Annotated in this window: 16 protein-coding genes and 1 tRNA gene; 12 read left to right on the top strand and 5 right to left on the bottom strand. The window is 33.5% G+C overall.

Annotated features, from left to right (window positions below; translation table 11 throughout):
* Positions 1–22: 22 nt before the first annotated feature.
* The 5 genes from H510_RS0107930 to obgE all read left to right on the top strand — a co-directional run bounded on the left by H510_RS0107930 (position 23) and on the right by obgE (position 3,434).
* The gene (locus H510_RS0107930; RefSeq protein ID WP_026903835.1) at positions 23–484 is read left to right on the top strand and encodes a redoxin domain-containing protein; all 462 of its coding nucleotides are present in this window, start codon (positions 23–25) and stop codon (positions 482–484) included.
* A 24-nt stretch (positions 485–508) separates the two neighbouring features.
* Positions 509–1,495 carry a flotillin-like protein FloA gene (floA, locus tag H510_RS0107925; RefSeq protein ID WP_026903834.1) on the top strand — a complete coding sequence of 329 codons (987 nt, stop codon included), beginning with the start codon at positions 509–511 and terminating at the stop codon, positions 1,493–1,495.
* Positions 1,496–1,649: 154 nt separating this feature from the next.
* Positions 1,650–1,723, top strand: a tRNA-Arg gene (locus H510_RS0107920).
* Positions 1,724–1,788: 65 nt separating this feature from the next.
* Positions 1,789–2,361, top strand: a complete 573-nt coding sequence (locus tag H510_RS0107915) for an adenylate kinase (protein WP_026903833.1) — start codon at positions 1,789–1,791, stop codon at positions 2,359–2,361.
* A gap of 74 nt (positions 2,362–2,435) precedes the next feature.
* Complete coding sequence (gene obgE / locus H510_RS0107910; protein ID WP_026903832.1) at positions 2,436–3,434, top strand: GTPase ObgE; 999 nt, start codon at positions 2,436–2,438, stop codon at positions 3,432–3,434.
* Between the two features lie 91 nt (positions 3,435–3,525).
* Here obgE and H510_RS0107905 read toward each other — a convergent pair whose 3' ends face one another.
* Positions 3,526–3,924: an acyl-CoA thioesterase gene (locus tag H510_RS0107905; RefSeq protein WP_026903831.1), complete on the bottom strand. Its 399-nt coding sequence runs from the start codon at positions 3,922–3,924 to the stop codon at positions 3,526–3,528.
* Between the two features lie 112 nt (positions 3,925–4,036).
* Here H510_RS0107905 and H510_RS0107895 point away from each other — a divergent pair, with 112 nt between their 5' ends.
* The 4 genes from H510_RS0107895 to H510_RS0107880 all read left to right on the top strand — a co-directional run bounded on the left by H510_RS0107895 (position 4,037) and on the right by H510_RS0107880 (position 8,174).
* Positions 4,037–4,639, top strand: coding sequence for an alpha-ketoglutarate-dependent dioxygenase AlkB family protein (locus H510_RS0107895; RefSeq protein ID WP_026903830.1), 603 nt, complete (start codon positions 4,037–4,039; stop codon positions 4,637–4,639).
* The gene (locus H510_RS0107890; protein WP_026903829.1) at positions 4,636–5,361 is read left to right on the top strand and encodes a YqjF family protein; all 726 of its coding nucleotides are present in this window, start codon (positions 4,636–4,638) and stop codon (positions 5,359–5,361) included. The genes H510_RS0107895 and H510_RS0107890 overlap by 4 nt, the downstream gene beginning before the upstream one ends.
* A 142-nt stretch (positions 5,362–5,503) precedes the next feature.
* Complete coding sequence (locus tag H510_RS0107885) at positions 5,504–7,573, top strand: vWA domain-containing protein (RefSeq protein ID WP_026903828.1); 2,070 nt, start codon at positions 5,504–5,506, stop codon at positions 7,571–7,573.
* Positions 7,560–8,174, top strand: coding sequence for a trimeric intracellular cation channel family protein (locus H510_RS0107880; RefSeq protein WP_026903827.1), 615 nt, complete (start codon positions 7,560–7,562; stop codon positions 8,172–8,174). Before H510_RS0107885 ends, H510_RS0107880 begins: the two co-directional genes overlap by 14 nt.
* 4 nt (positions 8,175–8,178) lie before the next feature.
* Here H510_RS0107880 and H510_RS0107875 read toward each other — a convergent pair whose 3' ends face one another.
* Both H510_RS0107875 and H510_RS0107870 read right to left on the bottom strand, forming a co-directional pair.
* A complete protein-coding gene (locus H510_RS0107875) occupies positions 8,179–9,387 on the bottom strand; it encodes a GAF domain-containing sensor histidine kinase (protein ID WP_026903826.1) in 1,209 nt (402 codons plus the stop codon).
* 121 nt (positions 9,388–9,508) lie between these two features.
* Positions 9,509–9,808, bottom strand: a complete 300-nt coding sequence (locus H510_RS0107870) for an FtsB family cell division protein (protein WP_026903825.1) — start codon at positions 9,806–9,808, stop codon at positions 9,509–9,511.
* 110 nt (positions 9,809–9,918) lie between these two features.
* On the opposite strand from H510_RS0107870, the gene H510_RS0107865 reads away from it, so the two are divergent.
* The 3 genes from H510_RS0107865 (at position 9,919) to H510_RS18480 (ending at position 12,353) form a co-directional block, all read left to right on the top strand.
* Positions 9,919–11,220: a DEAD/DEAH box helicase gene (locus H510_RS0107865; protein ID WP_026903824.1), complete on the top strand. Its 1,302-nt coding sequence runs from the start codon at positions 9,919–9,921 to the stop codon at positions 11,218–11,220.
* Positions 11,221–11,361: 141 nt separating this feature from the next.
* Positions 11,362–11,964 carry a hypothetical protein gene (locus H510_RS0107860; RefSeq protein ID WP_026903823.1) on the top strand — a complete coding sequence of 201 codons (603 nt, stop codon included), beginning with the start codon at positions 11,362–11,364 and terminating at the stop codon, positions 11,962–11,964.
* A gap of 17 nt (positions 11,965–11,981) precedes the next feature.
* Positions 11,982–12,353 (top strand): helix-turn-helix domain-containing protein, encoded by a 372-nt coding sequence (locus H510_RS18480; RefSeq protein WP_036692282.1) that lies wholly within the window; start codon positions 11,982–11,984, stop codon positions 12,351–12,353.
* Between the two features lie 11 nt (positions 12,354–12,364).
* Here the strand turns inward: H510_RS18480 and H510_RS0107850 are convergent, their stop codons facing one another.
* Positions 12,365–12,802, bottom strand: a complete 438-nt coding sequence (locus tag H510_RS0107850) for a nucleoside deaminase (RefSeq protein WP_026903822.1) — start codon at positions 12,800–12,802, stop codon at positions 12,365–12,367.
* An 11-nt stretch (positions 12,803–12,813) separates the two neighbouring features.
* Positions 12,814–13,812 (bottom strand): LLM class flavin-dependent oxidoreductase, encoded by a 999-nt coding sequence (locus H510_RS0107845; protein WP_026903821.1) that lies wholly within the window; start codon positions 13,810–13,812, stop codon positions 12,814–12,816.
* Between the last annotated feature and the right edge of the window lie 98 nt (positions 13,813–13,910).

Genomic DNA, 13,910 nt, shown 5'->3' with positions numbered 1-13,910 from the left:
CAAAAATCAATAAATAAATATTATGACATTACAATTAGGAGAACAAGCACCAGATTTTACTTTATTTAATTCTGAGCTTAAGGAAGTAAGTTTAAAAGATTTTGCAGGTAAGAAAGTCATTATTCACTTTTTTCCCATGGCATTTACAGGTGTTTGCACAACACAATTATGTACAATGAGAGATAATTTTGGTTTTTACGAAGGTTTAAATGCTCAAGTATTAGGAATTTCAGTAGATTCTCCTTTTACTTTAGCTAAATTTAAAGAAGACAATAATTATCAATTTCCATTATTATCAGATTTTAATAAAGAGGTTTCTAAAGCATTTGGAGCTTATTATGATGAATTTGTATTTAATTTAAAAGGTGTTTCTAAAAGAGCTGCTTTTGTAATTGATGAAAACCAGAAGGTAATTTATGCAGAAGTATTAGAATCTGCAGGAGATTTACCTAATTTCAAAGCAATTGACGATATTGTCAAATAATTTAAATTAAAAAAAAATCAGCTTATGGAGGGTTCTCTAAACATTGTGTTTATTATAGTAGGGAGTTTTATTGCTCTTGTACTTGTCTTGTATTTTCTACCGATTAATTTGTGGTTTACAGCCCAGTTATCGGGTGTAAGAATTAACTTACTTAATTTGGTATTAATGCGATTGAGAAGAGTACCTCCTTCTTTGGTAGTAAACGCCATGATTACATCCACTAAAGCTGGATTAAATATTACTTCTAACGAGATAGAAACACATTATCTAGCTGGAGGGCATGTAAATAACGTCATTAAGGCATTAATCTCAGCAGATAAAGCTAATATTCCTTTAGATTTTAAACTAGCCACGGCTATAGATTTAGCAGGGCGAGACGTTTTTGAGGCTGTACAATTATCAGTAAATCCAAGAGTTATCAATACACCTCCAGTGGCCGCCGTTGCCAAAGATGGTATACAGTTGATTGCGAAAGCCAGAGTAACAGTGAGGGCCAATATTAACCAATTGGTTGGTGGTGCTGGTGAAGAAACTATTCTAGCCCGCGTAGGCGAAGGTATTGTAACTACCATCGGATCTGCTGTTAGTCATAAAGAGGTTTTAGAAAATCCTGATAAGATATCAAAAGTTGTACTTTCTAAAGGTTTAGATTCTGGAACAGCATTTGAAATTTTATCTATTGATATTGCAGATATTGACATTGGTGATAATATTGGTGCCAAGTTACAAACAGACCAAGCTGAGGCTGATTTAAAAGTAGCCAATGCAAAAGCCGAAGAGAGAAGAGCCATTGCAGTTGCTTTTGAACAAGAAATGAAAGCTAAAGCACAAGATGCAAGAGCTAAGGTGATTGAAGCAGAAGCTCAAGTACCGCTAGCTATGGCAGAAGCATTTAGAAGTGGTAATCTTGGTATTATGGACTATTATAAAATGCAAAATATACAGGCTGATACAGAAATGAGAGAATCTATTTCAAGACCTAGTGGAGATCAAAAAAAGGATAAAAAATAATGTTTATCTGATTGTATAGAAAGCGCTTAGTGAAAATTATGCGCTTTTTATTTATAAAAATCTCTGAGTTTAAAAGTTCAGATCCGCCTTATTTTAAATAAAATTTGCATTAATGTCTATATTGTCTATTTTTGCAGTCCCAAATATGGGAAATGGATCTGTAGCTTAACTGGATAGAGCACCTGACTACGGATCAGGAGGTTAGGGGTTCGACTCCCTTCAGGTCCACTAATTAAGGTAAAGCCTTTTTGCCAACAGGCGAAAAGGCTTTTTAAATTTTAACAGATATTACTATGCTTAATTTAGTACTCTTTGGCCCTCCGGGAGCCGGTAAAGGCACACAATCTCAAAAACTTATTGAAAAATACAATTTGGTGCATCTTTCAACAGGTGATATTTTGAGAGGAGAAATTAGCAATGGCACAGCGTTAGGGCTAGAAGCTAAAAAATTAATGGACGAAGGTGTTTTAGTGCCTGACGAAGTAGTTATTGGTATGATTAGCAATAAATTAGATGCTAATAAAGAGGCCAACGGTTTTATCTTTGATGGTTTCCCAAGAACGGTAGCACAAGCAGAAGCTTTAGATAATTTACTATCATCTAAAGGTGAAGCTATATCTGGAATGATAGCTTTGGAAGTAGAGCCAGTAGAATTAGAAAAGAGATTATTATTAAGAGGTAAAGATTCTGGTCGTCCTGATGATCAAAATCCTGAAATCATTAAAAAAAGAGTGGAAGAGTACAATTCTAAAACAGCACAAGTAGCTAGTTATTACAAAGAACAAGGTAAGTTTACAAGTGTAAATGGAATTGGTACTATTGAAGATATTTTTACCAACATTAGTAAAGTAGTAGACACTTACTAAGCACATATTACTAAAAATTAGCGGATGTGTTTTTGTACATCCGCTTTTTTTATTTTTACAGAGGAGAATAAATTATGTCACAGGGCTCAAATTTCGTTGATTATGTTAAAATTTGTGGACGTTCTGGTAACGGAGGTCCCGGTTCTGCACATTTACACCGCGATATAAGAACAAGCATGGGTGGCCCAGATGGTGGCGATGGCGGTAGAGGTGGCCATGTGATTGTAAGAGGTAATGCTCAGTTATGGACCTTATTACACCTTAAGTACCGTAAACATGTTATTGCAGAGCATGGCATGTCTGGCGGTAGTTCTCTAAAAACAGGTAAATGTGGTCAGGATGAAATTTTAGAAGTCCCTCTGGGTACGGTAATTAAAGATGCAGAAACTGGTGAAGTTGCTTTTGAAATTACTAAAGATGGTGAAGAGCGTATTTTGGTTGAAGGTGGAAGAGGCGGTTTAGGTAACTGGCACTTTAAAAGTGCTACCCGTCAAACTCCTCGTTTTGCGCAACAAGGCGAGCCTGGAAAAGAAGAATGGAAAATCCTAGAGCTTAAAGTTTTAGCAGATGTAGGTTTAGTAGGTTTTCCTAATGCTGGTAAATCAACTTTGTTATCTGTTATTACAGCTGCTAAGCCAGAAATTGGCGATTATCCTTTTACAACCATAGTTCCAAACTTGGGAATAGTTTCTTACAGAGGTAATCAGTCTTTTGTAATGGCGGATATTCCTGGTATTATAGAGGGGGCCTCTGAAGGTAAGGGCTTAGGTTTTAGATTTTTGCGTCATATAGAAAGAAACTCCGTTTTACTTTTTATGGTACCTGCTGATACGCACAGAAGTATTAAAGAAGAGTATGAGATCTTATTAGCAGAGCTTGAAGCTTATAATCCAGAAATGATGCAAAAGCCTAGAATTTTGGCAATTACAAAATCAGATATGCTAGATGAGGAGCTAGAAACTGAAATGCGTAAAGAAGTTGATTTAGATATTCCTTTTGTTTTTATTTCTTCTGTGGCACAAAAAGGGTTGCTAGAACTTAAAGACTTACTCTGGAAAGAGATTAACCAGTAGCCTAACAGTTATTGGATAGCAGTTCCAGTTATACGTGTTTGGTTTTAGTTTCTTATAAAACAACTTGCTTTCAGCATAAATCTTGAAACAATCAAATGTTATCTCCCTTAAACTTCTCTGAGGAATAAACAATTTTAGTTTTACCATGGGGTTCTGGTTTACCGTCTTCATTCATGTTTACAAATACGATTTTGTCTATAGTTAAAATACGCTGACGAGTGATTTTATTCCTCACTTCGCAGTATAAAGTGATGGAAGTAGTACCAAAATGTGTTGCTGTAATACCCATTTCTATCACATCACCTAAGCGGGCAGAGCTTACAAAATTTATCTCAGACATATACTTGGTAACTACCCTGTTATTGTCTAGTTGGCAAATGGTGTAAATAGCAGCTTCTTCATCAATCCATTTTAATAAACTGCCACCAAATAGAGTTCCGTTAGGGTTTAGGTCTTCTGGTTTTATCCATTTTCTGGTATGAAAATTCATCGTTTTTCTTTTAAAGAAAAGCTATTAAACATCAAAAAGCAAGATAAATCATCAATTTATTTTAAAAACTTAATACATTCAAACCTGTTAGCTTCATATAAGGAAATTACTGATGGATTTATTTAATCAGCGTAAGCAAACTAATTTTTTACCTTATGATGGTGAGGTGCTTTATTATCCAAATATTCTTTCTTTAGAAGATGCAAGAGCATTTTATCAAAATCTTTTATCAGGTATAGCTTGGCAGCAAGATGTAGTTAAGATTTTTGGGAAGCAATTTATCACAGCTAGAAAAGTAGCTTGGTATGGAGACGATGCTTGTGCTTACACCTATTCTCATCAAACAAAAATAGCTTTACCTTGGACACCAGAGCTCCTATCATTAAAAAATAAGGTTGAGGAAATTACAAATGAGCATTATAACGCTTGTTTATTAAATCTTTATCATTCTGGTGATGAGGGTATGGGTTGGCATAGTGATAATGAAAAATCAATTGTTCCGCAGTCTGCAATAGCTTCTTTAAGCTTTGGAGCGGCAAGAAAATTTGTGTTTAAACATAAAGAAAGCAAAGAAAGTGTTTCTCTACTTCTAGAAGATGCTAGTTTATTGGTGATGAAAGGCCGTACCCAAGAGCAATGGTTGCATGCTTTGCCTAAAACCAAGAAGGTGAAAGATTTAAGAATCAATTTAACATTCAGAAAAATGATTTTATGAGTACAGAAAGCCCTTTTTTAACTGCCGAGTGGAATGATTTAATCATGGCTAATTATGTTATTGATGCTGATTTGCTAACACCTTATATCCCTAAAGGAACTGTTCTAGATGACTACCATGGGCAAGTATTTGTAAGCTTAATTGGATTTATGTTTGAGCAAACCCGTTTATTAGGTTTTAAAATCCCTTTTCATGTAAACTTTGAGGAAGTTAACCTGAGATTTTATGTGAAATATTTAGACCAAGGCATTTGGAAAAGAGGTGCGGTTTTTATTAAAGAAATAGTGCCAAAATTTGCTATAAGCTTAGTAGCTAATACTTTGTATCGCGAGAAATATAGTACCATGGCCATGAAGCACTATAAAGAGAAAAATGCAGATGAGATTAAACTAGGCTACTTTTGGAAATATAAGGGAACATGGAATAGTTTAGAAGCTGTAACGTCTATCAAAGCAAGAGCCATGGAAGCGGGTAGTGAGGAAGAGTTTATTGCAGAACATTATTGGGGTTATTCTCCATACAGTGACCAAATTACCTATGAGTATGCTGTTAAGCATCCTTCCTGGTTAATTTATGATGTAAAGTCTTACTATATCAATTGTGATTTTGAGGCTTTGTATGGTCCTAAATTTGCATTTTTAAAGGATAGAAAACCCAATTCTGTTTTCGTCGCTCAGGGTTCTCCCATTAGCATCATGAATAAAAATGTGATTAAATTTTAAGGCTTTGGGCTGCTTATTTGTCCTCTCATAAATTAATCTCTACATTTAGTATCAAAAATTACAGATAATAAGTACATTCTTAAATTATCAATCTTTAGGATGTTTTTTTTGTTGAGGTAATTTTAAGATTTTAAGATTTAACATGGTTCTATCCCTTTTATTTATAGTGTTTTCAGAGTTTTCTATCTGGTGGATTTTACCTTGTATAGGTGTAGGTATTTTATTTGGATGGTTTTTTTATAGAAAGGAGTTAAATCAAAAATCAAACTTGTACTACTTCTTATTTGCCTTAAGAACTATCTTAATTAGCCTACTATGCTTTTTACTTTTAGCGCCTCTCATTAAAACTCAGCGTAAGCGAACAGAGAAACCTTTAATCATTATAGCACAAGATAATTCTGCCTCAATAAAATCCGCTGGTTTGGATTTACAGATTTACCATAAGCAGCTTAAGTTATTGAAAGAGCGTTTGAGTAAGGTTTATGAGGTAGAAGTTTTAAGCTTTGGGAAATCGGTTAAATTAGGTGATACTTTAAATTATAAAGAGCAGCAAACCAACTTTTCGGCACTTTTTGATTTTATCAATAAACAATACGAAGGGAGAAATTTAGGGGCAGTTATTTTAGCTTCGGATGGTATCATAAATGCAGGATACAACCCTATAACCGAGCTAACAAAATTTAAGTCGCCAATTTTTACCATTGCTTTAGGCGATACTATCCCCAAAAAGGATTTATTCATCAATAGCATTAATTATAACAAAATTGCTTATTTAGGTAATGATTATTCGGTAGCTGTTAATCTGGGGGCCTTTGATTTAAAGGGAAATAAAGCCATTGTAAATATAAAAGCAGATGGTTTACAGCCTTTCAATAAAACCATTGTTATTGATGAGCAGGATTGGCGAAATACTTTAACATTTAGCCTAAAAGCTGCCAAATTAGGAGTACAAAAAATAACAATAGAGGCATTACCCGTAGACAAAGAAGCTACTTTACAAAATAACAAGCAGACCATTTTTATTGATGTACTGGATGGTAAGAAAAAAGTCTTGATATTAGCACATGCTCCACATCCGGATTTAGCAGCTATCAAACAAAGTTTAGAAGCTAATGAAAATTATGAAGTTCTTGTGAATATAGTTAATGCGCAAGAAAAAAGTATTGATTTTGACACTTATAGCCTAATTATATTGCATAATCTACCATCAGCGAAAGTGCCTATAAAAGCTGTTTTTAACAAATTAAAAAATAAGCCGAAATTATTTATTACAGGCTTAGATGTAGATTTTAATGAGTTAAATCAAACACAAGATTTATTAAAGACAAGTAGGGGTGGAAGTGCTGAGGACTTTTTTCCTAAACTTAATACTGGTTTTTTCGCATTTAGTTTATCTGCAACATCTGCTGGTTTAATAGCTAAATTCCCACCTTTAAATAGTCAAGTAAGTTCTTATACATTTGTTGCACAACATCAAGATTTTTTGGTTAAACCTGATAATCAATCACTTTTATCATTTGTAAAGCAAAATAATTTGACCACAGGTTTTCTTTTTGGGGAAGGTTTATGGAAATGGCGATTAGAAAACTATAAGCTTGCAGAAAATCATGAAGCTTTTCAAGAAATTTTAAGTAAAGTAGTACAGTATTTAAGTGTACAAGAGGATAAAAGGAAATTTAGAGCTTACCCAGTAAAAAATAGGTTTACCGACGATGAAGCTATCCTGCTTAATGCCGAGTTGTACAATGATGTTTTTGAGCCTATAAAAAATGCAGAAATAGCAGTAGATGTTTTTAGCAATACAGGTAAAAAGTATAGTTATATTTTTACCGCTAAAGGAGAGAATTACGAACTTAATGCTGGTTTGCTACCTGCCGGTTCTTACAGTTTTACTGCTAAAACCAGTGCTACAGGCAAACAAGAAGTGGCGAAAGGACAGTTTTTAGTAGAACAGCTTGTTGCAGAATATCAACAAACAAAAGCTAATCATCAGTTACTTTATCAAACGGCTGAGGCTACAGGAGGAGATTTTTTATATCCTGCTGATTTAGAAAGTTTAGACGGTCGATTACAACAAAAAGAACAAATCAAAACCATTACTTTTGAGGATAAAAGCTACGATGATTTAATTAATTTAAAATGGTTTTTTACTGTTTTAATGATACTCATAACCTTAGAGTGGTTTTTAAGAAAGAGAAATGGAACTATTTGATAATTTAGGACAAATCATTACCATTTGCGGAACTGTTTCTTTTGCAGTATCTGGTGCATTTGCAGCTATGCAAAAAAGGTTAGATGCTTTTGGGGTTTTGATTGTAGCTTTTGCAACTGCTGTTGGCGGAGGTACTTTACGAGATTTAATTATTGGTGATACTCCCGTTTTTTGGTTAAAAGGTCCTAATTATAGCTTACTTATTATTTTAACAGCTTTGTTTTCCATGTTTTTTTGGAAGAAACTAAAATCATTAAAAATTACTTTGTTTTTATTTGACTCTTTAGGTTTGGGTTTTTTTACAATTGTAGGCTTACAGAAAGGTCTCAGTTTTGATTTAAGTCCGGGTATTTGTATAGCTTTAGGTACGATTACAGGCTGTTTTGGTGGTATAACCCGAGATATATTATTAAATAATATTCCCTTAATTTTTAGAAAAGAAATTTACGCCACTGCTTGTATTATTGGAGGCCTATGTTTTTTCTTATTGTCTTATTTAGGTATGAATATCGCTTTTGTAGAAATTATATCTGTTATTGTAGTTTTTGTTATCAGAATTATCTCGGTAAAGTATAATTATACTTTACCGAGATTTTATTAAATCTTTAATTTTTATTTGCCTTTTGAGGTAAAGAAATTGTAAATGTTGTTCCTTCACCTTGTACAGAAGTGATTTCTAAAGTGCCTTTTAGGCTATCTATTAAATGTTTAACTAAAGCCAAACCAAAACCATAACCTGCTTCTCCTTGTGTGCCGTTTGTAGATGCTACCTCGCCATTTAAAATAGCATCTATTCTATCTTTACTTATACCTACTCCATTATCCTTAACCTTAATGAGAAGATTGGAATGGTCTATATTAGAAATAATATCTAAATCAACTGTTACAGCGCCATTTTCTGACGTAAATTTCATGGCGTTAGAGATTAAATTACCTATAATTTGAAGTAACTTATCTTTTGAGAAGGGTATATCTTCTGTTTTTTTATTGATATTTACTTTGAAATTGATGTTTTTATAAACAGCTTGTGGATTGTAAAGCTTTTCTAATTTATCTTTTAAGGTTAATAAATTCAGCTCATTATCATTAAGCTTTTTAGCTTTATTAGCTGTTAAAATTTCATCTGCCAATTCTAATAAAGAAGTACCACTTTTTTGAATCAGTTGAACAAATTCTAAAACTTCATCTAATTTGTTTTGATCTCCTTGTTCGCTAATAATTTGTGCCAACCCAATGATACCGCCAATTGGACCTCTAATATCATGTGCAACCTTTTTTTGTACTTGGTCTGCCTGTTCTAATTTATATTTTAAACTTTTGATAACCTTTAAAGCAGTAAGTCGGTTGATAATTTCTTTTGCAATAATTTTTAAAAATTCAACCTTTTCTGGATCTATTTCTCTAGTTTGATTATCTAAAATACATAATGCGCCAATATTATAACCATCATTGGTGGTTAACGGCACCCCAAAATAGTATTTAAGTCTGTTTCCTTCTAAATCAGTAAATATTTTGTCTTTGTATCTTTCATCGGTTGTTAAATCGTCAATTTTGTAAGCCTCATCTTTCAGGATGGTGTATTGGCAAACAGAATCCTCTCTAGGCATTTGTTTTAAATCCATACCGTGGCTAGCAACGGTCCATTGTGTAAAAGAGTCTATCAAATTTACTAAAGAAATGGGAGCACCTAGTGCTTTTGCGGCAAGACGTGTTAAATCTTTAAAATTATCTTCTAGGCTGTAGTAATCAAGATCAAAATCTGATAAGTTTAAAATTCTATTTAATTCATTTTCTGGAATTGGTGCGCTACTCATAGTATTTTCTGCTTTATACGTAATAGGTTAATTTAATAAAATTTGTTAAAAATATCTAGCCCATAAATTTATATTTATACAGGCAAGTAAGAATTTAGTTACAATTAGAAAAGCTTTTTTATTATTCTTTAATAGTTTCCTCAATAATTACAAAAACATCCTCGTTATCCCTTTTCATCAGATAATGCTCTCTTGCAAATTTCTCGAGCTTATCTTTGTTAGTGGTTAACTCGTCCAAATCTTTCTGGACTTTGGCAATTTCTTGAGTGTAAAATTGCTTTTCTTGTTCTAATTTCTGAAGTTGAGAGCGGTATTCGTACTGAGACAGCAAGTCATTTCTATCAAAAAATAACATCCACACTAAAAACGCCGTTGTAGATAGGAAATATTTATTTTTAAGTAATGATAACAACTTAGGCATATCACCAGTATTTTATACAAAGATGTACAAATTAAAGAATACCAAAAAATAAATTCTCCACAAGTTAACATCTCCACAAAAACAGCTCAATTTTAGGTACTTTTGTAGCAATGGCATCATTTGAGAAATTAAAACTTACCAAGCAATTATTAATTGCTGTTTCTAACGCAGGCTTTGTACATCCTACAGCATTGCAATCAAAAATTTTAACCAGAATTAATGGTGGGCAAGATGTAATTGCCGTAGCACCAGAAGGAGCGGGTAAATCTACTGCTTTGGTACTATCAGTCTTAAATAAATTAAAGTTTACTGAGGAAATAGCTCCCAGAGTTTTGATTTTAGTACCTGATATAGAAAGCGGTGAGCTATTGATTGATACTTTCCATAACTTAAATAGAAATAGAAATTTAAGAATTATGGGGCTTTTTAATGGCGAGACAAGCCTAGATACCCATGTTTTAGAATTAACTGATGGGGTAGATATTGTTGTTGCCACACCAGACAGAGCCAGAGCAGCTTATTTAAAACTGGGGTTAAATCTCAATAAAATCCAAATGTTTATTTTGGATGATGCGGATTTGATTATAAAAAAAGGTTTGCAATTACCCGTAGTTGAGTTAGCCAGAGGGATTATAAAGACTCAGCATTTGGTATTTACAGAAGTTTATCATCCTAAACTACAACATATTGTAGAGCAGTTTATAGATATTCCTAACGTTATAGAGATAGAAGATTTAGGGAGTCAACAATTAGATACGCTTGAACAAATACTTTATCAAGTACCAAATTTTAAAACAAAGCTTAATTTATTGTATTTGCTTTTGGCAGATAAGGAAGTTTTTGACAAGGTAGTAGTTTTTGTAAATAGTACTTTTAACGCAGAAACAGCTTATAAAAATATTCTAAAATCAGATGAGCAGGAAGTTATCATCCTAAATCATCCAGAGTACGGAGATGTAGGTGTTAAAAGTATTCAGGATTTTAAATTGAGTCCTAAAAATAGAGTATTAATTGTTACAGATGAGCAAGAAGAGCAACTAGATTTGAGTCAGTTACCCATTTTTATCCATTTTGATATTCCTGAAGATGATAGCCATTATTTACAAAGAGTGATATTGAAGAATGATGAACAAAAAGAGCATTTGGCTATTACGTTATGTACCGATTTAGAATTGCTTCAAATTAAGAAGTTAGAACAAAAGCAAGGTAAAAAAATGCAATTGATGGATTTACCTGATGATTTGTATATCGAAAAAGAATGTAAGAAGAAGAAAGAAAATGAGGAAGAGGATGACCCAACAAGAGGCGGTGCTTTTCATGAGAAAAAAGCTAAAAACCTAAAAACGCATAATTATAATGCTAGAGAGAAAATAAGATTGTCTGGTAAAATCAGTAATAAGAGATTGGATTAGTTTTAAGTTAGCTTATATCATACAGCATTGATTACATTTAGAGAAAGACTTATTCACTTGATTGCCACCTTAAACACTAATCAGAACGCTTTTACAAATATTTGGTTAATCGAGGGATGAATTAATAAAACCACATAAACTATGAAAAGAATAATTATCACCCTATTGCTATGTTCAAATTTATCAGTTTTTAGCCAGACACAAGCTGAAATTGACAAAGTGAAAGCAGCTTGTAAAGCATACCTTTCAAAGAACCTTGATAATCCAGCTAGTCTGCAAATTGCCAAATGGGGCAAAGTAGAAAAGACTTATTCCACGTATGAAGAAAGTAAGGTAGCCAGTACAATACAGGACACTTTAAAAATTTATGATGATGCAAAATTTAAAGCTTCATCTATAGCAAGCTCTTTGAGAAAAAAATATAATAACGATTATAAGCAGTATATCAAAGATGACGAGTATTTGAAGTACAGAAACTTAGGAATGGAACTAGATTCATTAATCGGTAGTTTAAAAGCAAAAAATAGAAAAGAGAAAGAAATCTACAAAAGTGTTTTTAATGGCTATAGAGTTGAATTATCCTTTAGAGCTAAGAACAGATATAACGCTTTGGTACTAAGCACTTGGTATTTTGTTTTGAACAAATCCTATAAAGTTATTGCCGCAGGTGATGCCCATGAACTTGAAAATGAAAGACAGCGAATACTCCAAAAAATAAAAGATTTAGAGAACGAATATAAATAACACTAAAAACTAAGACTATGCCAAAAACCATAGATAGCCAAGTAGTAGAAAGATGGAAAGCTTTTAGAATTAAGCATATCGATAAAAATCAGGCAGAAGCAGCCGAGAAACTAGGAACCACTCCTGCAAGTTTAAGCTACCTTGAGAACGGCAAAAGAACAATAAGCTATAAAATTTTAAATGCAGCAGTAACTAAATTTGGTTTGAATGCCGAGTGGTTAAGCACCGGTAAGGGTGTTGATAAAAAAACTAAAGAAAAACCAACTCTTGTTACAGATATTACAGAGTTAAGAGCTGAACTAGATATTCAACTTAACATGATTAAAATAATGGGTAATCAAATTGATAATCTTTTAAAAGCAATAGATAAATTAGAAAAAAGTAAGTAGATACTATTTTGTTAAACTCCAATATCTTCATTCCAAAGGTTTGGTTTTTCTTTGATGAATTGTTGCATAAGTTGATAGCAACCTTCATGATGGGTAACCAATACTTTAACGCCACGGCTGCTTAGGAGTTCTTCTTCTCCCATAAAGGTTTTATTTTCTGCAATAACTACCCTAGGGATACCATATAAAAGTATGGTGCCAGAACACATCGGGCATGGAGATAATGTGGTGTACAAAGTACATTCTTGATAAATTTTAGCTGGTAATCTGCCAGCATTTTCTAAGGCATCCATCTCACCATGTAAGATAACACTGCCTTTTTGTACTCTTTTGTTATGGCCTCGTCCAATAATTTTTCCATCGTGTACCAGAACGGATCCAATAGGTATTCCGCCTTCTTCGTATCCTTTTTTAGCTTCTTCAAAAGCTGCTTCCATGAATTTATCCATCTTTTTGTAAGTTAATTAATTAAACCAGCCAAAAGCTCGTAAGATTTAAACCTATCTTCTGCTGTATCTGTAAAGGTAGAAATCATAATTTCATCTGTATCAAAATCACGGCAGATATTTTCTAGCTTAACTTTCATTTCTTCTGGTGTACCAATAGCCATTCTTTGGCGGTTATATAAAATTCTATTCCACTCTAGTGCGTCGTAATCTTCATTTTTGATGTCTTCGTAAGAGAAACGCTCGTTAAACTTACCTTTTTCAAAGCTTAATAAGCGGTAATCCATTAAGGCTTGTACTTGTTTTACTTTTTCTTCATCTTCAGAACAGAAGCCAAAAATGCCAACACTGGTTTGTGGTGTTTTTAATTCATCAGAAGGGACAAATTTTTCTTTATAGGCTTTTATAGCTTGTGGCCCACCTTGCGGATTAATAAACTGAGCAAATGATAAAGCCATACCAAAATAAGCCGCCAACAAAGCACTTTCTCCACTAGAAGTTAAAAGCCATAAATCTGGCGAGGTACTAATCATCGGGATAGCGTTTATTTTAATTTCGCTAACGCCCTCGATAGGTTCATCATTTAAAAAAGCTCTTAAATCTCTAAGCTGCTGAATATAATTTTGCGGGTCGAAATTATTAGATGGGTTTAGTAAGTGTGCCGTTATACGATCGCCACCTGGTGCTCTTCCCATGCCTAAATCTATCCTATTTGGGTAAAGGGCTTCTAACACCCTAAAATTTTCTGCTACTCTTAAAGTGCTATGGTTGGGCATCATCATGCCTCCGGAGCCTAAACGTATATTTTTAGTTTCGGCACCTAAGCGGGCAATCATAATCTCTGGCGATCCGGTTGCTAAAGTTGCAGAATTATGATGTTCGCTAAGCCAATATCGGGTATAACCTAATTTGTCTGCTAATTTGGCAAGCGCAATACTTTCTTGTAAAGATTCCTCTGCACTACTCCCTTTTCTTATGGGGGTTTGGTCTAAAACACTTAATCTCATCTTCATACTCAAATTTAACGATGATTAAGCAAATACGGTTTATTACAAGCCTTTCTTGACGGTTAAGTGATAGAGAGCCTCACCCTCAGTCCCTCTCCGAGGGA

It is taken from the genome of Pedobacter glucosidilyticus DSM 23534, assembly GCF_000425145.1.
Classification (GTDB): Bacteria; Bacteroidota; Bacteroidia; order Sphingobacteriales; family Sphingobacteriaceae; genus Pseudopedobacter; species Pseudopedobacter glucosidilyticus.
This window is presented reverse-complemented; position numbering and strand designations above follow the sequence as displayed.

What these genes read in the sequence shown, in the direction of transcription:
- H510_RS0107930 (WP_026903835.1), top strand. Translation starts at nt 23, where the DNA reads ATGACATTACAATTAGGAGAACAAGCACCAGATTTTACTTTATTTAAT.
- floA (WP_026903834.1), top strand. Translation starts at nt 509, where the DNA reads ATGGAGGGTTCTCTAAACATTGTGTTTATTATAGTAGGGAGTTTTATT.
- H510_RS0107915 (WP_026903833.1), top strand. Translation starts at nt 1,789, where the DNA reads ATGCTTAATTTAGTACTCTTTGGCCCTCCGGGAGCCGGTAAAGGCACA.
- obgE (WP_026903832.1), top strand. Translation starts at nt 2,436, where the DNA reads ATGTCACAGGGCTCAAATTTCGTTGATTATGTTAAAATTTGTGGACGT.
- H510_RS0107905 (WP_026903831.1), bottom strand. Translation starts at nt 3,924, where the DNA reads ATGAATTTTCATACCAGAAAATGGATAAAACCAGAAGACCTAAACCCT.
- H510_RS0107895 (WP_026903830.1), top strand. Translation starts at nt 4,037, where the DNA reads ATGGATTTATTTAATCAGCGTAAGCAAACTAATTTTTTACCTTATGAT.
- H510_RS0107890 (WP_026903829.1), top strand. Translation starts at nt 4,636, where the DNA reads ATGAGTACAGAAAGCCCTTTTTTAACTGCCGAGTGGAATGATTTAATC.
- H510_RS0107885 (WP_026903828.1), top strand. Translation starts at nt 5,504, where the DNA reads ATGGTTCTATCCCTTTTATTTATAGTGTTTTCAGAGTTTTCTATCTGG.
- H510_RS0107880 (WP_026903827.1), top strand. Translation starts at nt 7,560, where the DNA reads ATGGAACTATTTGATAATTTAGGACAAATCATTACCATTTGCGGAACT.
- H510_RS0107875 (WP_026903826.1), bottom strand. Translation starts at nt 9,387, where the DNA reads ATGAGTAGCGCACCAATTCCAGAAAATGAATTAAATAGAATTTTAAAC.
- H510_RS0107870 (WP_026903825.1), bottom strand. Translation starts at nt 9,808, where the DNA reads ATGCCTAAGTTGTTATCATTACTTAAAAATAAATATTTCCTATCTACA.
- H510_RS0107865 (WP_026903824.1), top strand. Translation starts at nt 9,919, where the DNA reads ATGGCATCATTTGAGAAATTAAAACTTACCAAGCAATTATTAATTGCT.
- H510_RS0107860 (WP_026903823.1), top strand. Translation starts at nt 11,362, where the DNA reads ATGAAAAGAATAATTATCACCCTATTGCTATGTTCAAATTTATCAGTT.
- H510_RS18480 (WP_036692282.1), top strand. Translation starts at nt 11,982, where the DNA reads ATGCCAAAAACCATAGATAGCCAAGTAGTAGAAAGATGGAAAGCTTTT.
- H510_RS0107850 (WP_026903822.1), bottom strand. Translation starts at nt 12,802, where the DNA reads ATGGATAAATTCATGGAAGCAGCTTTTGAAGAAGCTAAAAAAGGATAC.
- H510_RS0107845 (WP_026903821.1), bottom strand. Translation starts at nt 13,812, where the DNA reads ATGAAGATGAGATTAAGTGTTTTAGACCAAACCCCCATAAGAAAAGGG.